Origin of the sequence: Methanosarcina sp. DH1 (assembly GCF_020804205.1) — an archaeon.
Taxonomy (GTDB): domain Archaea; phylum Halobacteriota; class Methanosarcinia; order Methanosarcinales; family Methanosarcinaceae; genus Methanosarcina; species Methanosarcina vacuolata.
Genome location: NZ_WJBJ01000003.1, coordinates 45,725 through 68,602 on the forward strand (window position 1 = coordinate 45,725; position 22,878 = coordinate 68,602).

A 22,878-nucleotide genomic window follows, 5' to 3' on the forward strand; every position below is an offset into this window, starting at 1 on the left:
TCGGGATGGGAATGGACAAATCAGCAATAATCAAATTCTCAAACACGGTTCGGGACAAGTTAAACGCCGAAGTAAAAAAAGAGGCAGCCTATTATGGGATAATCTCTTCTAAAGAAATCCACGCTGTAGAAGAGCATGAGGACTCGGTTGTAATCAACGGTAAAGTATTTAATTCTAAAATCAAAAACCAGCGTTCTAAGCTCGTAAAACAGGTCAAGAATAAGGGTTACGAACAGGTCATGGGAGAAGTGACCTATACCTGGTTCAACCGACTTGTGGCTCTTAAATTTATGGAGATGAACGGTTGCCTCCCTGACCAGATCAGAGTCTTCACCTCCTCTGACCCTGACAAAATGGAACCCGACCTTCTAACAAATGCCCTGAAACTTGACTTTTTGAATGTTGATAAGAACTCAGTCCTCGACCTTAAGGCCGAAAACAAAGATGAAGAGCTCTACAAATACCTCATCCTCAAGCTCTGCAATTACCTGCACAAAATCATGCCTTTCCTTTTTGAAGAAATTGAGGATTATACTGAACTCCTTTTCCCTGACAAACTCCTACACACCGACTCAGTCCTGCACGACCTTAATTCAATAATACCGGACGAGGACTGGCACGAAGTTGAAATCATAGGCTGGATATATCAGGACTACATTGCTCCAAAGAAGGAAAAAGTCTTTGCTGATCTCAAAAAGGGAATTAAAATTAGTAAAGAAAATATCCCAGCTGCAACCCAGCTATTTACCCCCAAATGGATTGTAAAATACCTGGTTCAAAACTCACTTGGCCACTTATGGATGCTTAATCACCCAGGTTCTCATCTGGTAGATCTAATGGAATATTATATAAAGCCGGAACAACAGGAAACCGATTTTCTGAAAATTGATTCTCCTGAAGACCTCAAGGTCTGCGATCCGGCCTACGGTTCGGGACATATGCTGGTTTATGCTTTTGACCTGCTGTATGCGATCTACGAAGAAGAAGGTTATACTCTCTCAGAAATTCCAGAAATGATCCTTACTCACAACCTTTTTGGGATCGAGATAGATAAACGTGCAGGAGAGCTTGCAGGTTTTTTACTGACCATGAAGGCCAGAAAAAAGGATCGTCATTTTTTCAGAAAGCAGGTCCAGCCAAATATCTACGTGCTGGAAAACATTACTTTTGATGAGGAAGAACTCAAGGCTTACATAGACGCAGTCGGAAGTGATCTTTTCACCGACGCCCAGAAAAATACTTTGCTCCAGTTCTCCGAGGCTGATAACTTCGGCTCGCTTATCCGTCCGGCTGCAAAGGATGTATCGAACCTTTTGCTGCTGCTTAAATCAAAAAAACTGTCAGGAAATCTTTCCCAATTTGCAACCCATCAGAAAATCCTTCAGGCTCTGAAGCAGGCAGATTATCTCAGCCCGAAATATAATGTGGTTGTTGCTAATCCACCATATATGGGGAGCAAAGGGATTAACTCAGAACTAAAAACTTTTCTCCAGAAAAATTATTCTGATACAAAATCTGATCTATTTTCAGCATTTATTGAACGGATTATGGAAATGACACAAAAAGGCGGCTTCATAGGTATGATGACTCCTTTCAACTGGATGTTCCTAAGCTCGTTCGAGAAACTTCGCCAAAAAATTCTTACAGAATATACCCTTACAAATTTAGTACGTCCTGAATTTCACGCTTTTTTTGACTCAGCTTATGTAACAATATGTGGGTTTACACTTTTTACAAAAGAATTAAACAACTTTAGAGGTTCATTCATAGACTTGCAGAAATTCTATGGAGAAAGTCTTCAGCCGATTAAAGCCTTAGAAGCAATCAATAATCCTAATTGCGGTTGGTTCTATCGCGCCTCTGCCGCCGACTTCACGAAAATTCCTAGTTTTCCTATTGCTTATTGGGTAAGTGAAAGATTACGTAAAGTTTTTGAGGAAGGAAAACCTCTGGGAGATGTTTCTGAACCACGGACGGGACTCCAAACAGGTGAAAACGAGAAATTTGTAAGGAACTGGACTGAAGTTTCAGTTCGAAGATGCTATTTATCTGAAGAGTACGAAAAAAAAGATTTTAAGTGGTTTCCTTATAATAAAGGCGGCGAATTTAGAAAATGGTATGGAAATACCGACTTTGTTATTAATTGGCAAGATGATGGTAGAGATATTAAACAAGACAAATTGGACAAGCTTAAAAGAGGACTTTGTCTTCCGAGTAATTCCAAACCCAAAAATCAGCAATATTATTTCAAAGAATGTGGTAGTTGGGTAAAGATATCATCATCCAAAATTTCTGTTAGGTATTTCCCATCTATTTTCATATTTGATATTGCAGGTTGTGCTGTTTTTGCCAACTCATCTAAATATCTAAGAGTAATTATGGGATACCTAAATACCCCAATCTCCATGGAGATCTTTAAAATCATATCTCCTACTCTTAATTATCAACCAGGTGATGTCGCACAGTTACCTATACTACCAATTACTTTTAGCCTTAGTGACAATTTAATTGAAAAAGCCATTAATCATGAGAAGTGCGACTGGGATTCCTATGAAACTTCCTGGGACTTCACCACACTTCCCCTTCTCCGACCAAAATTCCGCCAGCCAACTCTTGCTGAAACCTACACCAAACTCTGCGCCCACTGGAAAGAAATGACCCTTGAAATGCAGCGGCTTGAGGACGAAAACAACCGTATTTTCATTGAAGCCTACGGTCTGCAGGATGAATTAACGCCAGATGTTCCCCTTTCTGAAATCACATTGACCTGCAATCCATACTACCGCTATGGCAACAACAAAACGGAAGAAGAATTGGAAGCTCTACTGCTAACCGATACAATAAAAGAATTGATTTCCTATGCAGTCGGCTGCATGTTCGGCAGATATTCACCTGAAAAAGAAGGTTTGATCCTTGCAAATCAGGGAGAAAAGCTTGCTGATTTTAAGGATAAAGTACCCGGAGCTTCCTTCCTGCCGGATGAAGATAATATAATCCCGATTCTTGATGATGAATATTACACGGACGACATCGTAGGCCGGTTCAAGGAATTTTTGAAATTCACTTTTGGGGCAGAGACACTTTCTGAAAACCTGGACTTTATTGCAGGGGCGCTTTCGAAAAAAGGCGAAGCTCCTGAAAAGGTTATCCGGAACTATTTCCTGAAGGATTTCTACAGCGATCACGTTAAAATGTATAAGAAAAGGCCGATTTACTGGCTCTTTACTTCTGGAAAAGATAAAGTGTTTAATGCGCTCGTTTACATGCACAGGTATGATAAAACTACCCTGGCGAAGATGAGGATCGATTATTTACTGGATTTTGAGTCAAAGCTGGATGCTAAAAGACCGCTTCTGGAAAAAGAGATTTCTGAGAATTCTAAAAATCGAGGGAAGGCAGAAAATGAGCTTGCAAAGTTAAAAAAGAAGATTGAGGAGCTTGTGAAGTATGATGAACTTCTTAAGAATAAAGCGGATCAGATGATTGAGATTGATCTGGATGATGGGGTTAAAGTGAATTATGAGAAGTTTGAAGGGTTGGTGGGGAAGATATGAGTACATTAAATTCTTATAATTATTTTACCAGCCCTCTACATTACAATAAATTATTGTTGACTGGGCCAATGTAAGTTTTTATATTGGTCTATTTCATTTTTATTTAGAGCCCTTGTACAATTGAACATACGAACATAAAAATTCCCGTTTTTAAATTTATGTAGATTGTCTGCTTTTTTTACTTTAATGCAACATACATCTTTTCCAAAAATGTCATGGAATGAAATCCTTACATATTTTTTTAATAACGGTTTTTCAATATATTTTTCTAATATCTGTATTAGCTTTAGTGCAAAATAATCTCTTGACAGTAATTTTTTGTTGACTATATCAACCATATCATACTCATCCTTCTGGACAGAGTATTCATTATCGATTCCCAAAATAACCCCCGAATTGGAAACACCAATTAGCAGCACACCTCCATCAGAATTCATAAATCCCGATATCGATTTTGCGATTTTGTATTTCACATCACCATTCATTTCGTATCCTTCAGGTTGTACCGTTAAATAAGGTTTAAATTCAGTTTTTTCAGTTTCACCACCTGAGATCAATTTAAAAACACGGGATGTATTGATATCAAGCACTGGTATCTCTCTATCTTTAAAAACAAACGGCTTTAATGCATTTTTTGCACCACAACTGAGGCATTCTAAACCAAGAACGACTCGATATTGTGAACCTTCAAAAGAGTCTATCCATATGCCATTAACGAACATTACACCCTTTTTATCTGGTCGCTCACTCTTTCTACAATTTGGGTGCAACACTTGAAAATAATCAGTTCCTGTAAACTCAAACTCTGGTATTTGGGATGACCAATTCCCGTGATGAACTGGGTTCCCTCCAGACTTTACAATTCCTTTTGTGTCGAATATATCTTGCATGTTGAAGCAGTTAGAACATATTAGATCGTAAGATAGCCCTATGTTTTCTACATTATCTGGAGTGTTAGTAACTTCACTTCCGCAATCTGGACAGGTAAAGGCATCAATGTCCATTGTACAAAAACCTGCTACTTTCTTATCTTCACAAAAATACCAAGGAAACTTATATTGAATTTCTTTTGGCTTTTGATATTCAAAGGGATTTACGGCATGTTTCCAATACGAGTCGTCTATTAACTGCTCATTATTTTCAAAGAACTCTTCAGAATAGTTCTCTGACTTTATGGCACATTCAGCAAATATCACATCAATTTCTTCTTTATTAAATTGACCATGTTCTAACAAGGCTTCGATTACTTTATCTTTACATAATTGAGGTGCTCTATTATAATCCAGAGATCGATAATATACACTTATAATAAGTTCCAATATGCCTTTTCGACTTTCATTTATATTAGTTTCAAAATTATTTATTTCAAAAGGCGTTCTATCTTTTATTTTTTTCAGAATATTAACAATACATTCATTACATTCTATTAATATTCCATTTTCCTTATAATAAGACATTTTTATCGAAACCATCCTTATTGATATAAAAAGATAAATTCAATTTAGCAACTTGGTAAATAGCAAATTTATATAAGCATTTTTAGAATTACTCAAAAGAAACATTCCAAAGAAACTAAAACACTATAATATAAATTTTATTCTATCCTCAATTCCGGCGAATCAGAAACCCTTGGATTCAAAGAGAAATTCGATAACAGGACCATAGAATCAGCTGTAGCTTTTGCCAACGCAAAAAGAAAGATGATCCTAACCTTACTAATGCTGCAAAAGTCACATTAAAGCCGAAATTGAGAAAGTACTGAACCAAAGACAGAAAATTTTTGAGTGGAGTTGGCAATATTTAATACATATTGGATCGTTTACTGCTCACTATTTCTTCATTTCCAGGGACCTGATAACTTTGAATGGACAAAACGTTAAGCTGCCGTGTTTTGAAACTGTCATCAGCCAAATGATCAAGGATATTTGCAGGTCTGAGAGGTGCAGGTATTCTGACCTTGAAGCAAAACTGGTTAAGGATTTTAAAGTTCAGATTGGTTTTCGGCAGGAAGGTCCAGGTGATGAAATCTTTGAATTCAAGGAGGAAATCTACTGGGTTTTTAAGTACCTGAAAATGATACGGTTCATTCAGGATGGGCCGGATGGTCTGATTTGCATAAGTTCTGAAGGCATTGAGTTTTTAAATTCACAGTTACCTGGAGAAAGTAAACTGGAAGATATTGATCTGGCTGGGATAAAGGACTATTTTAATTCTTTTGAGCTGGAACTCGATCCGATTGTTGTTTCGTATAAACAGCTTACAGAATTTGCTGATAAAGATAAAGTAAACAGGACACTGAGCAGTTTCTACTGCTCAAAGGACCCTGACATACAGGATTTTGTGCGGTGCAGTATGGACAAATTTGATGACAAATCAATATGCAGGTCATATCTTATACTTGATAGAAAGAATAGCGATGATGAAAACTTCTGTGTTCTTGGATTTTTCGCCCTTGCTTTGAAAATACTAAGAGTAGACCAGAGTAAATTGAGCAGGAAGCAAAAAAAGGATATGAACCTGCTTAGAGAACAGGAAGGTATTCCCTCATACTTTATTGCCCAGTTAGGGAAAAATGACATATTTAAATACAATTTTAAAGGAAAATACCTGCTTGATGAAGCCGTAAACATTGTTTATGACTGCATTGGGTTATTGGGAGGGACCATTGTCTGGCTTGAAGCAAATAAAGAAGCCGATTCTGTGGTGAAATTTTATAAAGACTATGGATTTATAGAATTACAGTCCGAACTGCAGGAGGACGGAGTAAAGAGAATGCAATTGGTAAAATATTTAAATAGGGAATGACTAAGGAAAGAAAATATATCAAATAAGAACATATATAGTTGTTAAAAGGCAGGATTAAACGATAAAAGGGGTGTAGAAATGGCTTCGAGATATCTGGAACAAAACACTTTGTACATATCAGACCCTGTTGCCATTAATAAGTTACATTCTCTATTTGAGAAAAATGAAAAATCCAAACCTCCTGTATCTCGATATGCAAAGTCTGAGAAAGAGGTTATTGAATTCTTAAAAAGGTAATGGATCTGTACGTTTTTACTTGAGACTAAAATTTTGTTTTTCAATATAGAGGTTAGAAACCTCATTTTTCCATCTTGTTTTCATGTTTTTTCATCTTGTTTTCGCCCTGTTTCCACCTTATTTTTTAGATTTTCTGATTTTTAGCCAGCCTTCAATCTGATTATAGCGATCATTTTAAAATTTTAGTTTATTATTGCTCTGGTAATCACTTTATTTTCGGCTTCAGATTATGCATTAATACTTCAGAGTAGGCATTAATATATAAAACATCACTATAAATTAGCAAAGCCTGTTAAATGGAAGGGTATTTCATAGATAAAGTATCTAAATCTCTAGATATCATTTTATATTTTTTCGATTAATCGTAGGACATGGATTTTTATGGTTAACGTTGAAAAAACAAGCCAGAGCATACTCAGAAAATTTGACCCTTCGGAACTGGCAGATTATGAGAAGAGAAAAATCGTTTTCTGGTATGATAAGGACAGGACTGCCTGGGATAATGAAAAATTGGCTCCCAGCTCAGAGCTGAACGAAATAATACAAATACTGACAAGGCATGCCATTAAATTCCATATTCTTCACAATAACTATTTTGAAACCAAAAAACTCCTTGAAATAGAGGATCCTGAATCAAACTATCTGATTTACTGCCCCGACAAAGAAAGAACACACGAAGAAAACTGGCTTTTTGATATCCAGCTCTATTCGTCCAGATTTGAAAACAGCCGGATTTCCGATATCAAAAGTGAATTTGAGATCGAGGGGCATGAGCTGGATGACTTCTTCACAAAATACGAAAAATTCTTTGGCAACCAGAAAGAAAGAGTCCAGCCTCTAAAAAAGCTCTACCAGAAGGACTGGCGGGAAAAAGAGTTCATTCTGGGCATGCTGGCTGTTTTTTCAAAAACTCAGGTTCTTGATTTCAAACTTATCGTTCGTGACACCATGCTGGAATCCCTGGAAGAAAACGAAAACCCGACATGGAAGAATATATCGAAGTTCGGGCTGGAGGATAACTTCTGGGAGCTGGCAGAAGATGATTTTGGCTTTTCGACAAAGAACCCTACCCTGAAAAAGCTTTTCCTGAGTTTCCTGGTCACGCACATAAAGCAGTGTTCTGGAATTTCCCTGCAAGGCTATGACCAGTATGTGAACCGGAAGGAAAATGAGTGCCAGATCTTCCTCAAGCACTGGATGGACAGTTCCCAAAACTCCAAGACCTTTGAGAAATACACCCGTGGCATTCTTGAAGAAAACAACCGTGATCTTGAAAAGAGCCTGCAAGCAGCGCTTAATAAGCGGGATGTGCAGACATATCTTGAAGCCGAAGCTGTTGAGACTTTTGACAAAGCTATAATTCTTCGTATAATCGAATCTCTGAGTAGTCCTGTAGATTCAACAGAAGATGATTTTAAAAACTATCTTGCCTGGATTGACGCCCGCAGGACAAAGCACTGGTTTTCCGAATATGAAAACATTTACAGTGCGCTTGAATATGCGGTCAAGCTCTTCCGTTTTGCCAGAGAGCACTATGAAAATCCAGAAGCAATTGATTCACCTGAAAACACATGCAGTTTATACGAATTATTCAAAGCATATGCTGAAACCCACTATCAGATGGATTACTTCTACAGAAAATTCTACTACTATTATGATAAAGAACAGGAAAAGGACATTCTGAAGAAAAACCTGAGACCTCAGGTTGAAGATCTCTATGCTAACAATCTGCTCGGAAAACTGTTATTGAAATGGAGCAGCCTTATTGAATCCGATCTTAAAAGCCAGTGGAAAATTGAGCTTGCAGACAGCCAGAAGGATTTCTATAAACTGTACGTAAGCAGGATCTTACAAAAAGACGACAGAAGTAGGGTTGCAGTTGTCATTTCCGATGCCCTGCGCTATGAAGCAGCTTTCGAACTATTCGAAACTCTCAATAAAGATACCTGGGGTATTGCCGAACTCACTTCTATGGCAGGAGTCTTACCTTCATATACAAAACTTGGAATGGCAAGTTTACTTCCTCATAATGCCCTAGAATACAGAGGGAAAGAAATCTTTGTTGATAGCATAAGTTCCGAAGGGCTTGATAAAAGGAACAAAATCCTGCAGAGTAAATGTGAAGATTCACTTGCGTTAAATTATGAAGACATTATTAAACTCAGCCGGGAAGAGGCACGGGAACTTATCAAAGGAAAAAGGGTCCTTTACATTTATCACAATAAGATAGATTCAACTGGGGATAAACAGTCCTCAGAAAACAGTGTGTTTAATGCCGTAGAGGAAACAATTCTTGAACTAAAGAAACTTGTCAAGAATTTGAGTGATCGCCTGAACACAACAAATATCATTGTCACAGCAGATCACGGTTTCCTTTACAGAAGAGATGATATGGAAAGTGTAGATAAAGTGGATACCTCATTATTTGACAAATCTCGTATAATTGACACAACAAAGAGATTTATCCTGAGTGACCAAGAATTTGCAACGGATAATTCACTGGATAACATACACGGATTTGACATGCGCTATATGCTTGGGCAGAACCACACTCCTCTTTTTGCCTATGTCCCTAAAGCAGATCTCAGGTTCAAACTTCAGGGAGGCGGGCTCAATTTCGTGCATGGAGGGACCTCTCCTCAGGAGATTGTTATTCCAGTTCTGACATATAACCATAGGCGGAATGAAAAGGCTATTGAAAAGAAGGGGATCAAGCACGGTAAGGTCAACGTCTCGGTAATAAACGACCGGAGAAAGATCACAAGCAGCAAATTTAAAGTAAAGATTTTCCAGACCGAGAAAGTGACCGATAAAATGAAACCCCGCACCGTCAAAGTTTCTCTATGGGATATTGATGGTGAGCAGGAAAAAATGGTCAGTGATGAAAAAATCATTATCGCCAATAATGAATCTGATGAGCCCGAAGAAAGGCAGTATAATATCATGCTCACACTCGGAAACAATCTTGAAAACAAAATATATTACCTCAGGCTAATTGACGAAGACCCGGCTGAAATAAAAGATATTGCACGGATTCCATTCGAACTTGACCTTCTGATCAGCGACTTTGATGATTTCTAAGTTGAAAAATAAACTATGCACAAAAATTAAGAATAAAATAGAGTTTAGAGATATTTTGATAGGGACAGGATAAAATGACTGAAGAAGCTCTTGAGACAGCAGTCCTTGAAACCGATAGAAAATTAATCAAATATTTTCCTGGTAGGGTTGTACGAAAAGACCTTACAAAGCTGTTGAAAGTAGGGCATAATGTCCCTGTCTATGTACTTGAATACCTTCTCGGCTCCTATTGTGCAGATGATGATGAAGATGTGATTAATGAAGGTGTCCATAAGGTTAAAAATATCCTATCCAAAAATTATGTAAGGCCTGATGAAGCCGAAAAAATCAAGTCGAGAATCAGGGAAACTGGCTATTACACGGTTATTGATAAGATTACTGTCAGGCTGAACGAAAAAAGGGATATTTACGAGGCATCGTTTTCCAACCTCGGGCTTATTAACATCGAAATTGACTCGGATTATGTCATAAAATACGACAAACTGCTCGGAGGCGGGATCTGGTGCATGCTCAAGATGGAGTACTCCATTGAATCTGCAGCATCTCCTTTTATTATCTCCAGCTTAAAACCTATCCAGATTCCAAACATGAATATCCAGGAAATCCTAGAGGCAAGGAGATATTTCGCAAAAGAAGAATGGATAGACGTCCTTTTGAGAAGCATAGGAATGGAGCCAACCCAGCTTCCGAATCCTGTCAAGTGGCATATGCTGGAAAGGCTTGTTCCTCTTGTTGAAAACAATTACAACCTCTGCGAGTTGGGCCCACGTAGTACAGGAAAATCCCATGTTTACAAGGAAATTTCCCCGAACTCCATCCTGATCTCAGGCGGACAGACCACAGTTGCAAACCTCTTCTACAACATGTCTACACGGCAAATAGGGCTTGTTGGGCTCTGGGATGTTGTGGCATTTGATGAAGTTGCAGGAATTCATTTCAAGGACAAAGACGGAATTCAGATCCTCAAAGACTACATGGCTTCAGGCTCTTTTGCAAGAGGAAAGGAGCAGAAAAATGCAAACTCATCAATTGTCTTCGTTGGAAACATTAACCAGAGCATCGACTCTCTCCTTAAGACCTCTCACCTTTTCTCTCCCTTTCCGGATGCAATGAACAGCGACACCGCCTTTTTTGACAGGATGCATTACTATCTCCCTGGCTGGGAAGTCCCTAAGTTCCGACCTGAACACTTTACTGACAGATACGGGTTCATAGTTGACTATATTGCCGAATTCTTCCGAGAAATGAGAAAACGTTCCTATTCTGATCACATAACCCAATTCTTCAGGCTTGGAAACAACCTGAACCAGCGTGACGTAATTGCTGTTAAAAAGACATTTTCCGGACTTATGAAGCTCCTCTACCCTGATGAGAATATTACGAAAGAAGAAGCGCAGGAGATTCTCGAATATGCCCTTATAGGTCGAAGGCGGGTAAAAGAACAGCTCAAAAAGATTGGAGGAATTGAGTTTTTTGATGTAAATTTTTCGTACATTGATAACGAGAACCTGAAAGAAACTTTCGTGCCTGTGCCTGAAAGCGGTGGAAGCAAAATCATTCCAGCAGGGATTACAAAACCAGGTGAAGCATACGCTGTTGCAGCTACCGAGTCCGGAAAGATCGGAATATACAAGTTTGAAGTCCAGATAGTGTCTGGATCTGGAAAATACGAAAAATCGGGCACTGGTTTAAATTCTCAGGCAAAAGAATCAATAAAGACAGCTTTTAATTACTTCCGGGCTAATGCAAAGTCCATAAGTCAGAGCATTTCTGTAAAAGAAAAAGACTACTTTTTACATGTCCAGGACCTCTATGGGATTGGTATATCTGATGAACTTGCTCTTGGGGCCTTCATAAGCCTCTGTTCAGGAGCAATAGAAAGATCTTTACAGGAACAAACTGCGATCCTTGGAAGCATGACAATTGGAGGCTCTGTAGAGGTCCTGGAAAATCTTGCTGGCCTTTTACAGGTCTGCCTTGATGCCGGGGCGAAGAGAGTCCTGATTCCAATTGCTTCTGCAAGCAAGATTGCAGCAGTACCTCCAGACTTGTTCAGTAAGTTCCAGATCTCGTTTTATGAAGACCCGATTGATGCGGTTTATAAGTCAATGTCACTGATTTAATGTCTTACCAGATCTGAATAAATCTGGTTTTAATCCCAGAATTATTTCTGTTGTGTCCTGAAATGATTCATTTGTATTCGTTAAGATACGATCTATAAGATACCTGTTATTTTCTTTTTCGTTTCTGTGACCGGAGTTTCTAATATATCAAAAAATAAAGGCTCACGGCTATGATTATTCACAGTATAACTAAAAATTACTTAAGTTCCAATCCCATTTAATTCAATTTTGGCGTCACTACATCTTGAATTCGCCCAAAGATTGGTACTTATGTGTTTTCCCCTTCCTTATAGAGGAAAACAATAGGGAGCATCTTGTTATAGGGATTAGTGTGATATCCTACATAATGGGAATTTAGCTATTTCTGTTATCACTAGTTTATATAATAGTCATAAATTTATCGATTTCATAATAAAGTGCTTTGAATTGGTTGCTTTGAATTGGTGCCAAACAAAATTAATTTTTTGTTATACACTACATTTCATGCGTCGCTTGATGTGGTTTTATACTACAAAGTATAAACCCGGATAAATACGCCACAAACACGCCAATGCCTCAAAAACAGCAAACAGAAATGTTTAAACGGGCAAGGAAACTTGCAAGTACAGTCAGGTTGTAAGCGTGCCGCATAACGTTTTTTGTGCTTTAAAATGAATCCGAAATCCCCTCAAGAATGATTTTAAATATAATGATTACAAAAATAATCATTATGCAATTCTACAACCGGCAGAAAGAACTTAAACTTATGGAACTGCTCGATCAGGGGAAACCATCTTTTCTTGTTATAACAGGGAAGAGAAGGGTAGGAAAAACCGAGTTGATCAAGCAGTTCACAGGGAACAGGAAAGCACTTTATCTTTTCGTTGACAGCAACAAGAGCATCGACATTCTGATGGACGAATTCGACCAGCTTTTAAAGGAGAAACTGGACCTGCCGGATTACATAAAAGTCGATGAAACGGAGAATTTCCTCAAGTTTATAACCTCTTATGACAGGGACCTGATAATAGCGATTGATGAATTCCAGAGGTTCCAGAAAGTATACCCATCCTTCATTACTCAGCTTCAGCGGTACTGGGACATGAAGCCAGACAATTGCAGGGTCTTTCTTATCGTTTCCGGGTCTTCCATTGGCATGATAAGAAAAATATTCATTGAAGAACAGGCTCCACTCTTCAAACGTGCTGACAATATTCTGACTATAAAGCCCTTTACGGTCCTTGAGACATTTGAGATGCTCGGTGACATGGGTATAAAAGATCCGGAAGAAAAACTGAATCTGTACTTCCTTTTCGGAGGGACTGTCTATTACTATCGCCTGTTTGAAAAGTATCAGTGCACAGGATTTGACGATGCCCTTGAAAAGCTGATATTCAGCGAGTTTGCACCGCTTAAAAATGAAGTGAGGGACATTCTAATTGAAGAATTTGGGAAGGAACACTCCACATATTATGAGATAATCTCAGCAATATCGCAGGGAAGATGCTCGATGAGCGAGATATCGGATCTGACACATGTCTCTTCTAACTCATTGTCACCATATTTTTACGACCTCATAGACCTGCTAGGAGTCGTGGAACACCGGATACCTGTCACGGACAGTCCTGAAAAAAGCAAAAGAGGACGGTATTTCCTGAAAGATAATTTCTTCAGGTTCTATGGCCGCTTCGTATATCCTATGTACAGCCAATATGTGGCAGGCAATTATTCTCCCATGCTGGAAAAGGTTCGGAAAGAATGGCAGAGTTACACAGGCAAGATATTCGAGGATATTGTTCGTGAACTGCTGGTTGAAAAGATGATCAGCGATTATCCGGATATTGGGAGCTGGTGGAATAGGAAGGGGGATGAGATCGATATTCTTGGAGTAAATCGCCAGGGGAGAAAAGTCCTGGCAATTGAAGTAAAGAATAAAGAACTGGGTGAAAGCGAGGCAAGAGAGATCCTGGAGTTAACACTCGATAAAGCAAAATTAGTAAGAGGAATATCTGGTCAGGAATTGAAAGTAGGAATAGTGGCCAGAAAGGTCAAAGGCAGAAAACACCTGGAAGGTGATGGATTCCTTGTATGGGAACTGGAAGAGCTTATTCCCTGATTTTTTGAGTTGAGCATTTGCCAAAGAAGAAATGTCTTTGGGATTATTAATCTAATTTGATTAATCATTTGTGAAAGGAGAAATCAATCCAAAAAGGGCAATGAGAACATAAAGGGGACAAAATTTCATGTTCTTTTTAATTTGGCTCTTTGTCATTCCCTGTGATAAGATGATTTTCAATTCAAGACCGCATTGGTTTTTATGAGAATATTATGTGGATATCCCCACAAAACCACGAAGAACCTGAATAAACATTAATTTATTACTGACGGTCTGCCAGGAAAAACATAAGGGTGTTATTACACCCTGTCATGGAATTTGTTTTTATGAAAATCTGTGTTCTTTTGGATTTCAAACTTCTTTTCCGGGTTCCTGATCTTCCAGCATAACTCCATCAGGCCCGCACATTTTATCAAGTTTCTCCTTTATTTTGTCAGCTTTTGCAGCGTATTCTTCTGCTTCTTCTTTGCCCATATCTGTGAGTAACTTTGAATATTCTGTAGTATTGTTTTTGCCTGACAGCAAAGGCTTCAACGTCCTTCAGTGTACAGATGAGATTTTCCCTGTAAATGTCATTTTCCGGGTACATTTGCACCAGGTTTTCGATTATTCCGAGAGATTTTTCATAGTATTTTTGAGCATTTTCGAGTTCAAGATTTAAACATTTAAGAAACACCTGCGAAATGAATACTAATTTTTAAGCATTCGTTTCTGAAGCCCTCAAACCAGAACATTTAATTGGGTTTATATACCGTTGGGGGTATAAATATTATAAATATGTTAGTGGTATCTCCAATGAAAAAAACAAAAATGTCGGCAAATTCTGGCAAGGCAGGGACTTTGAGTTTTGTCCATGCTGCGGATTTACACCTTGACAGTCCATTTACAGGAATTTCAGGAATTGATCCTGAACTTGGGGAAAGGCTTGCGAAAGCTACCTTTCAGGCTTATGAGGCAATTATAGAGCTCTGTATAGAAGAAGAAGTCGACTTTTTGCTTATTGCGGGGGATGTGTATGACAGTGCCGACAAGAGCCTTTATGCTCAGGTCAGGTTTATAGAGGGGCTCAGGAAGCTCGAAACTGCCGGAATTCAGGTTTTTATATGCCATGGGAACCACGACCCTCTTGACGGCTGGTCTGCAAGCCTTACATGGCCCGAAAACGTACATATCATGAAAGGGAACAGGGCCGAAGTTGTGGAATTCAAAAAAGACGGAGAAACTGCTGCTGTTATAGTGGGGATGAGTTATCCAGCACAGCACATAATGAAAAATCTTGTGAAAAACTTTCCAAAAAAAGAAGGTAACTGGCCGTTTACTATAGGACTGCTGCATTGCAGCGTGGGAAGCAACCCGGAACACGCACCTTATGCACCCTGTACACTGCAGGACCTCAGGGAGCTCAATTATGACTACTGGGCGCTTGGCCATATCCATACTCCTTCTATCGTTTGCAAAGAGGCTCCGGTTGTGATATATCCTGGAAATCCACAGGGAAGGCATTCCGGTGAAAACGGTGCCAGGGGGTGCTTTGTTGTGGATGTTTCCCCAGGAGGAGATATTTCTACCAGATTCATAGAGACCGACTCTGTCCGCTGGCATATCAGGGAAATTTCCATAGAAGGCCTGGAAAAAGAGGGGGAGCTAATAGAAAGCCTTCAAAGCCAGCTTGATGCCATAAGGGAAAATTCCGGGAGAAGGTCTGTGATTTGCAGTTTTGCCCTTAAAGGGAGGGGACCGCTGCATCACATTCTCAGGCAGGAGGGATTTCTTGAAGACCTCCTGCGTTTGCTCAGGGAAGGCGAAACCTGGGGCCGGCAGTTCATCTGGGTAGACCGAATAGAGGATGATACACTCTTTCCCGTAGAAAGAGAGCTCCTTCTGAAAAGGGAAGATTTTGTGGGAGATCTGGTAAAAATCGTAGAGGGCTTGAAGACCGATGAAAAAGCCCTGGATGAGTTTTGTGAAGTCCTATCCCCTCTTTTTGATTCCAGAAACGGGAGAAAGCACATTGCCAGAATTGATGATGAAGAAATGAACTACCTGCTTCAGCGCGCTGAAAATATCCTGCTTGATGCTTTACTCACGGAGGAAGATAATGAAAATTAATGCCATCCATATTGATGGTTTCGGCAAGTTTTCCAGCTTGTCGATGGAAGATCTGCCCTCCGGCCTGGTCATTTTTATGGGAGCAAACGAAGCAGGAAAATCGACATTATTTACTTTTATCCGGAGGATGTTTTTCGGCATCCCTAACACAAGGCTCTGCAACCTCTATCCTCCACTTGGAGGAGGAAAGCATGGGGGAAGGCTTGCAGTCATCGATTCTACTGGAGACCGATGGGTCATAGAAAGAAATGCGGGCAAAAAAGAAGATGTAAAGGTTGTGCTCCCAGATGGGAATACAGGGGGTAAAATTGAACTTATTAAACTGCTGGGCCACGCAGACAGAAATGTCTTTGAAAATATCTATGCTTTTGGCCTTGAAGAACTGCAGAGTTTTGAAACCCTGAATGACCAGAGCATCAACAGTAAACTCTACAGTGCAGGCACTGGAGTTGGAGTTTCGATTTCAGGACTGATGAACTCGATCAGCAGCATTGAAACCAACCTGTATAGGCCCAGAGGTAGTAAACCTCTTATAAATGAGCTTTTCAGGGAAATAGGGAAAACTGAAGTAAAAATTACCGAACTTGAAGGAGCCCAGAAGAAATACGATTCGCTTCATTTTGAACTGGAACAGAAAACCCTGGAGATTGACCAACTAAAAGAAAAGTCTCAGAATATAAGGAAAAAATTAAACCACATTCAAAACCTGCTTTCCGTCTGGGAAGACTGGGAGATCCTCCGTGAGTCAAAAACTGCCCTTGAAAGCTTACCTGGGCTTGAGAGTTTCCCCGAAAAAGGGGAAGAGAAGCTTACGAGGCTCCAGGAAAGAATTGAAGAGATAAGGGAGACCATTTCAAGGCTGCAGCAGGACCTGGATAAAAATGCCGTTAAAGAACGAAGCCTTTCCCCGGACGAAAGCCTTCTGAAGCAAAAAGATGCGGTGCTGGAACTGGGAAGCGGAATTGAGAAGTACAGGTCTGAAGAAAAACTGCTACCTTCTCTGGAAATGAACCTCAGGCAGGAAAAAACTGGCTTTTCTGAGCTTCTTCTGGAACTTGGTCCGGCCTGGGATGAGAAAGCTCTGGAGCGTTTTGACCGTTCTATTCCTGCAAAGGAAGCCGTTATCCAGATGCGAAGGTCAGTAGACGAAATTGAGGATAAAATAAAAGAGACCAGAAACGAACTCCAGCAGATCCTTAACAGTATTGAAAGGGTCCTTCAGGAAAACGACCTTTTTGAAGAAAGCCTCCTTGTACACAGAGACCAGGTTATCGAACTTGGAAACGGAATCGAAAAATACCAGGCCGATAAAGATTTTCTCCTTTCCGGAACTCAGGAACTTCAGGATAGAAAAGCAGAACTCAGGGAAACTCTGTCAGGGCTTGGGGAAGGATGGGACGAAAACGCCCTTGATCTTTTCGAGCACTCAATCCCTTCAAAAGAAACTGTATTCAGAAAACGAAGGGAAATGGATGAGGCAGAAAAAACAATTGAGAGATACCGCGACAGGCTCAAACTTGCCCTTGGGGAAATTAAAGACGTCTGTGAGGAACTCGAAGCCCTAAAAGAGAAACTTGAGGTATACTCGACTCTTCCAAGGCCCGAAGAGGTAAAGCAGGAGCTTGAAGCTGTAAGTTATCTCAGGGTGGCCCAACCTCTCCTGAGGGAAAAAGAAGGCGAACTCAAAAGCCTGGAAAAAGAAGAGATGCTTTTTGCAGCTTTAAGACCTCGGGAAAACGAAACTAAGGATGGGCTACCCCTCTGGCCTGCAGGAATGGTTCTGCTTGCAGGCTGCATTGGCCTGGTATACGAAAGCATTAGTGGCACCCTGTTTTCCGGACTTGTCATATTTTTACTCCTTTTCGCGACTTCTGCGGTATACTTTTTAAAAGCTACTAATAAGTCCTCAGCCCACCCTGCCGGGGAAGAGCACCAAGACGCTGAGTCCCGAAAACAGAACGTAAAGGACTCAAAAGAAAAGCTGTTCAGAGAGATTAATGCACTGAAAGCATCCATGAAAACCCGTGCAAAAAAGTGTGGCTTTGAAGACATTCCTGACCCCTCAGTACGGGAACAGAAAGCCGATGAGCTGCAGAGGGTCATGGTTGAGTTGAAAACTGCCTGGGAGCTGCGCCAGAGGGAGGAAAAGCTCCAGAAGAAGCTGGATAAGTTAAATGCAAGTTATATAGAACTTAAAGATACTATCCGGGCACAAGAGGCAAAGCAGGAAGAAGTTCTCCAGGAATGGAAAGGGTGGCTTATTTCTTCAGGGCTCAGCCCGGAGTTCTCTCCTGAGCATGTGCTTGAGATCCTTTCTGCAATCAGGGCTTGCCTGGAAAAACAAAAGAATATAAACGAACTGGAAAAGCAGGTAACGCTCAAAGAAGCCACTGTTAAAAAGTACGAAGAAAAAGCCTGTAGTATTCTGGAGGCCTGTGAAAGACCTTTTGTAGGAATTGCACTCGAAAGTGAAATCGCAAAGCTCAGGGAGGATGTTAGTTTCGCATTTAACCAGGCTGAAAGAGTGAGAAAACTTGAAGCTGAGTCCGAAGGCCTTAACCGTAAAAAAGAAGAGCTTGAAACCCGGCTCCTTGAGGAGATAAAGGCACGTGATGCACTGGCAGAAAAGTGGACTGGCTGGCTTGGGACTTACGGGCTTGACCCATCACTTTCAGTAGAAAGTGTGCTTGAAATCTTTTCGGTAATCCGGACGTGCTTTGACAGGCAGAGGGCAATCCGGAAACTTGAAGAACAGATAGCTTCTAGCAGAACATCGATAGAAGCCTATGAAACAAAGGTAGCCGGGGTACTGCAGGAATGTGGACGTTCACTTTCCGGACTCTCTTTTGACTCCCAGGTTGAAAAACTTCGTTCAGACATTGAAAAGGCATCCTATGAGACAAGAAACCTGCAGCAGCTGAAAACCAGATATGAAGAACTTAAAATTGACCTTGAGGCAGCCCTGGATAAATACAAAGAAGCTGCTGAAGAGCTTGCAGTTCTTCTGGACTCCGGTTCTGCAGAGACCGAAGAAGAATTCTATGAAAACGCCCGGCTCTGGGCTCAGCGGATCGAACTGGAAAACAGAAAAAGAGAAGCTGAACAGCAGATCCAGAGGATTTCCGTAGGCGAAAAGGATTACGGGGTTTTCATAGAAGAACTGCAAGCTTCTGATCTTTCAGGCCTGAAAGAAGAAAACCACAGTCTGGAGGAATGCCTGAAAGCACTGGAACAGGAGACCTCGGATACTATAGATAGGCGCGGAGCAATAAGAAATCAGATTGAACAGCTCGAACAAGGAAGTGAAGGTTCTCTGGCAAGAGTAATGCAGGAAAGCCTGCTGGAAGAGCTTCACGAAAAGTCAAGGGAATGGGCTTCTCTGGTCTTAGCCCGTGAGATACTTGCTAAAGCAGTCAAAGTATATGAAAAGGAAAGGCAGCCTGCAGTTATCGTGGAAGCACAGGCCTTTTTCTCAAAGATTACCAGAGGCAGGTACACGAGGATTTATTCCCCACTCAACTCTACCGAAATCTATGTTGAAGACCGGAACGGACGCCAGAAGCGCATTCAGGAACTTAGTAGGGGAACGGCCGAACAGCTTTATCTCTCCCTGCGCTTCGGTTTCATCAGGGAATTCGGCAGGCATTCGGAATCTCTTCCGATTGTTTTTGATGACGTGCTGGTGAATTTTGACCCTGAACGCTGCAAAAGTACCTGTGAAGCCATAAAAGACCTTGCATCAGATAATCAGATTTTTTATTTCACTTGCCATCCCGAAACCGTACAGATGCTTGTAGAAAGTTTTCCTGAAACCAGGGCTGTAGATCTTGATGCGGTATAAAAGGGAGTTAAAGCTTAAAAGAGCCTGATGGGAATTTAAATGTACGTCCTTTCTGTTATGAAAAGGAGCTTTGAACTTAAAATATGACTTGTATTAAAAAGTTCAAAAGCTAGTTTTAAAAAGCTTGATTTTTTGTCTGAAAAAACTTGATTTTTATCTTTGCCAATGGGTTTCTTCCATATCAATGGCCGCAAAAATCTGTATAAGAGGGTGTCTTTTTATAGCTCTCATCAAATCCTCTGGGGTATATTCCATACCATATTCATAGCATGAAAACAGCCCCATATGATACAGGATTATATCTCTCTCAATGCGTGTCAGTTTTATGTGTTTCTTAATCTTTTCAATAGAAAGAACTGAATGTTTATTATTTGCAGGATGGCCTTGCAACGCCCGATAATTTCCATAGTCTCCAACATATAACCCTTCCTTACAGACGTCGTGACACAAAGCAATAATTGTTAGAGAATCCTCAGGAAGTTGCTCTTTTTTCTTAAGGCGGGAATTCGATAATTTCAGTGGCTCTAATAAATTGAGGCTATGTTCCGCAAGTCCGCCAGGATAATCTCTATGATATTTTGTACTTGCAGGTGCCGAAAAGAAATCGGAATTTTCAATGTACTGGATGTAATCTTTGATCCCTTCTCTCTTCACTTCATTTAAGAGATCCAGAATATAATTTTCGTTGGAAAAGATTTCATCCTCAGTCAACATTTCAGTTCCTTCAAATTGTCAAAACTTATTGAGATTTTGTATATAACTTAACTTCAACAGATATTATATTATGATAAAAACAAATTTTACTCCGGAATGTGCATCTATTAAACAGTTGGAAACTAAATAAATATAATAGAATAAATTTTCCTGAAATTTAATAATTATTGAAAAATAAGGAAAAACACAAATCTGAACAATCCAAACAAAAAAGTATCTTAAGCAGTTCTCAATGAGTTTCGATCTCTATTAATTTCTTGTTATCTGTTCATTATTTTGTTATCTATTCGTTATTTTGTTATCTGTGTATAATTTTGTTATCTGTTCAGTATTTTACTTTTTTCTTTTCATGGGTTGTCTTATGATAGTTTTAAGTTTTTCCGGTTTTGTTCTGCGCATATCACTTATGTATATCTCATGGTGTTTTTCACCAGGCTGCCATTAAACTCAGATCCTTTTTCTTCAATAAAATTATGTAATTTCTCTACTGGTTGGCCTTCCTGAGAATATGGACCAATGTGCATTATCTGGGCTGATAAGCCTTCATGCAGGCTTTGAAATTTTATTCTGGAAAGCGCAGGTAGTTTTTTCTTTTTTTCTACTTCCTGTATGGCCTCTTTCATCATGTCTTTCGTGATGAAGTCGGGCTGCCTTATCATTGCAGTCCATTTCCAGCCACTTTTATCTAGAATGTTGAAATCTGCCAGATTTTCAGCCCACCAGAGTCCTTCAAGAGGCATTACTACATAATCCTGCGAGCTATCTTTTTTGGAGATAAATTTAATTTTATAAGATACTGAAAACAATGCTTCTATGGAGTTCTGATATTCCTGTGATGTATTGGGGTCGCCTTCGCCGTCTATCATTAGAAAACTCATTTCAGGAACGTCTACAGTTGACACTTCTTTTGCAGATGGATTGTAAAGTTCTTTATTCTCTTTTTTTAAATCTATTTTCGGCATTTTACCTGGATTCGGCAGGTCAACGTAATTATAGATAGATTTTTTCATATTTTCTCCCCTATGAGACTCAATATCTTCCAGTGAATCTCTTCCATTAAAGGCAGTGTGTCAATTTTTCTGAAAAAATCAGAAATCTAAATAAGTTATTGGGTAGAAAATTCCAAATCGGAAGAATCAATTTTGTTCATAGTACTCAAAAACTTGACTTCAAATTTACAGCAAATTTGAGACACTGCCTGGGTTCTATTACTCAAATATCTGATTTAATTTTAATATTTTACATACTTTGTACACATAGACACAGACAATTATTGTAAGGATTGCTACCCCATATGGAGTGAAAAAATAATTGATATTGAGAATACTAATAATAAATCTGTTCAACACAGGTAAAATAATCGGCCAATGAAATAAATAAATTTGGAATGAATATTTTCCACACAGTAATAATGATTTTTTTAAATATTTGCAACTTAGTAGTAGTCTAGAAAATAACATCATAAATGGTGGAAATGTTATTCCATATAATAAAATAGCATATTTAGATGCAAACGATTGTGGGTAAATTATGGAGACCGTAAATATTGCGACAAAAACTATTGAAATAATATATGAAATAGAGAGTTTATTTTGTTCTAATTGCTTGTAGCCATAGGCTATCCCAAAAATATAAGCTGGCATATACATCATGATATTAAACAAAATACTAGGGTACAGTTTTAAAGTGTCCTTATACATAATGTCAAATGCCAGTAGTGGTATTCCTAAATAAAATAAAGTATCAATCTGAAAATAGTATATAATTGTAAAACAAATAGTTGTTATTACAATTAGTGCAATCAGATACCACAATTGATAAGAAACGATATTATTTCCAATCAGAGTTTTAAATAAACCGTCTATGTTTAAATTATTCCAAAAATTTGCAATACCTTCAAAATTTAGGTTAAGGTAATTAATTGAGATATAACTAATGCAATATAGAGGAACAAATGCCAGCAGTGTATACCCAATATACGCTTTATACAGCCGAGTAAATCTCTTCACAAAATACTTACTTACAAATGATTTGTCGTTGATTTCTGCAGAATGATTTATCCCCATCTTAAGTCCAGATGAAAACGTAAACAAAACTAGACCAAATGTGGCAAGATATTTTAACAAAAATATAGAATCTGGCCGATTTATCCCGCCTAACTCATGAAAGAGTACGATAAAAATAATACTAATACCATCAATTAAAGTAATTTTGTCTTTTATTTCTGAATAGGACCGAGAGATCATAATCTAATCTCCAATTTTAGTAATAAGTTCTGTGCAGCTATCATTTATTTCATTATACTAGCATGAAAGTTCT

General features: G+C 39.2%; 12 protein-coding genes. 7 read left to right on the forward strand and 5 right to left on the reverse strand.

Features of this window, described 5'->3' with window-relative positions:
• Positions 1-11 precede the first annotated feature (11 nt).
• Positions 12-3,554 carry a BREX-1 system adenine-specific DNA-methyltransferase PglX gene (gene pglX, locus FXW07_RS01530; RefSeq protein ID WP_229393448.1) on the forward strand — a complete coding sequence of 1,181 codons (3,543 nt, stop codon included), beginning with the start codon at positions 12-14 and terminating at the stop codon, positions 3,552-3,554.
• A 50-nt stretch (positions 3,555-3,604) separates the two neighbouring features.
• Here pglX and FXW07_RS01535 read toward each other — a convergent pair whose 3' ends face one another.
• Positions 3,605-5,026, reverse strand: coding sequence for an ATP-binding protein (locus tag FXW07_RS01535; protein WP_229393449.1), 1,422 nt, complete (start codon positions 5,024-5,026; stop codon positions 3,605-3,607).
• A 439-nt stretch (positions 5,027-5,465) separates the two neighbouring features.
• Between FXW07_RS01535 and FXW07_RS01540 the strand changes: the two genes are divergently transcribed.
• The 4 genes from FXW07_RS01540 to FXW07_RS01555 all read left to right on the forward strand — a co-directional run bounded on the left by FXW07_RS01540 (position 5,466) and on the right by FXW07_RS01555 (position 13,895).
• The gene (locus tag FXW07_RS01540) at positions 5,466-6,359 is read left to right on the forward strand and encodes a hypothetical protein (RefSeq protein ID WP_229393450.1); all 894 of its coding nucleotides are present in this window, start codon (positions 5,466-5,468) and stop codon (positions 6,357-6,359) included.
• A 618-nt stretch (positions 6,360-6,977) separates the two neighbouring features.
• Positions 6,978-9,677: a BREX-1 system phosphatase PglZ type A gene (gene pglZ, locus FXW07_RS01545; protein WP_229393451.1), complete on the forward strand. Its 2,700-nt coding sequence runs from the start codon at positions 6,978-6,980 to the stop codon at positions 9,675-9,677.
• Positions 9,678-9,751: 74 nt separating this feature from the next.
• Positions 9,752-11,800: a protease Lon-related BREX system protein BrxL gene (gene brxL / locus FXW07_RS01550; RefSeq protein ID WP_229393452.1), complete on the forward strand. Its 2,049-nt coding sequence runs from the start codon at positions 9,752-9,754 to the stop codon at positions 11,798-11,800.
• 688 nt (positions 11,801-12,488) lie between these two features.
• Positions 12,489-13,895, forward strand: coding sequence for an ATP-binding protein (locus FXW07_RS01555; RefSeq protein ID WP_229393453.1), 1,407 nt, complete (start codon positions 12,489-12,491; stop codon positions 13,893-13,895).
• Positions 13,896-14,246: 351 nt separating this feature from the next.
• On the opposite strand, the gene FXW07_RS19175 is transcribed toward FXW07_RS01555, so the two are convergent.
• Positions 14,247-14,369 carry a hypothetical protein gene (locus FXW07_RS19175; protein WP_255678545.1) on the reverse strand — a complete coding sequence of 41 codons (123 nt, stop codon included), beginning with the start codon at positions 14,367-14,369 and terminating at the stop codon, positions 14,247-14,249.
• A gap of 321 nt (positions 14,370-14,690) precedes the next feature.
• On the opposite strand from FXW07_RS19175, the gene FXW07_RS01560 reads away from it, so the two are divergent.
• Entirely contained in the window at positions 14,691-16,004 is a 1,314-nt protein-coding gene (locus FXW07_RS01560) for an exonuclease SbcCD subunit D (protein ID WP_229393454.1), read from the forward strand.
• A complete protein-coding gene (locus FXW07_RS01565) occupies positions 15,994-19,845 on the forward strand; it encodes an AAA family ATPase (protein WP_229393455.1) in 3,852 nt (1,283 codons plus the stop codon). The genes FXW07_RS01560 and FXW07_RS01565 overlap by 11 nt, the downstream gene beginning before the upstream one ends.
• A gap of 153 nt (positions 19,846-19,998) precedes the next feature.
• Here the strand turns inward: FXW07_RS01565 and FXW07_RS01570 are convergent, their stop codons facing one another.
• The 3 genes from FXW07_RS01570 to FXW07_RS01580 all read right to left on the reverse strand — a co-directional run bounded on the left by FXW07_RS01570 (position 19,999) and on the right by FXW07_RS01580 (position 22,805).
• A complete protein-coding gene (locus FXW07_RS01570; protein ID WP_229393456.1) occupies positions 19,999-20,559 on the reverse strand; it encodes a hypothetical protein in 561 nt (186 codons plus the stop codon).
• 404 nt (positions 20,560-20,963) lie between these two features.
• On the reverse strand, positions 20,964-21,569 hold the full coding sequence (locus FXW07_RS01575; RefSeq protein WP_229393457.1) for a GyrI-like domain-containing protein: 606 nt from the start codon (positions 21,567-21,569) through the stop codon (positions 20,964-20,966).
• A 198-nt stretch (positions 21,570-21,767) separates the two neighbouring features.
• Entirely contained in the window at positions 21,768-22,805 is a 1,038-nt protein-coding gene (locus FXW07_RS01580; RefSeq protein WP_229393458.1) for an acyltransferase, read from the reverse strand.
• Between the last annotated feature and the right edge of the window lie 73 nt (positions 22,806-22,878).

Coding starts and splice junctions, on each gene's coding strand:
- FXW07_RS01570 (WP_229393456.1), bottom strand. CDS start 20,559: ATGTTGACTGAGGATGAAATCTTTTCCAACGAAAATTATATTCTGGAT.
- FXW07_RS01555 (WP_229393453.1), top strand. CDS start 12,489: ATGATTACAAAAATAATCATTATGCAATTCTACAACCGGCAGAAAGAA.
- pglX (WP_229393448.1), top strand. CDS start 12: ATGGACAAATCAGCAATAATCAAATTCTCAAACACGGTTCGGGACAAG.
- FXW07_RS01580 (WP_229393458.1), bottom strand. CDS start 22,805: ATGATCTCTCGGTCCTATTCAGAAATAAAAGACAAAATTACTTTAATT.
- brxL (WP_229393452.1), top strand. CDS start 9,752: ATGACTGAAGAAGCTCTTGAGACAGCAGTCCTTGAAACCGATAGAAAA.
- FXW07_RS01575 (WP_229393457.1), bottom strand. CDS start 21,569: ATGAAAAAATCTATCTATAATTACGTTGACCTGCCGAATCCAGGTAAA.
- FXW07_RS01540 (WP_229393450.1), top strand. CDS start 5,466: ATGATCAAGGATATTTGCAGGTCTGAGAGGTGCAGGTATTCTGACCTT.
- pglZ (WP_229393451.1), top strand. CDS start 6,978: ATGGTTAACGTTGAAAAAACAAGCCAGAGCATACTCAGAAAATTTGAC.
- FXW07_RS01565 (WP_229393455.1), top strand. CDS start 15,994: ATGAAAATTAATGCCATCCATATTGATGGTTTCGGCAAGTTTTCCAGC.
- FXW07_RS19175 (WP_255678545.1), bottom strand. CDS start 14,369: ATGGGCAAAGAAGAAGCAGAAGAATACGCTGCAAAAGCTGACAAAATA.
- FXW07_RS01560 (WP_229393454.1), top strand. CDS start 14,691: ATGAAAAAAACAAAAATGTCGGCAAATTCTGGCAAGGCAGGGACTTTG.
- FXW07_RS01535 (WP_229393449.1), bottom strand. CDS start 5,026: ATGGTTTCGATAAAAATGTCTTATTATAAGGAAAATGGAATATTAATA.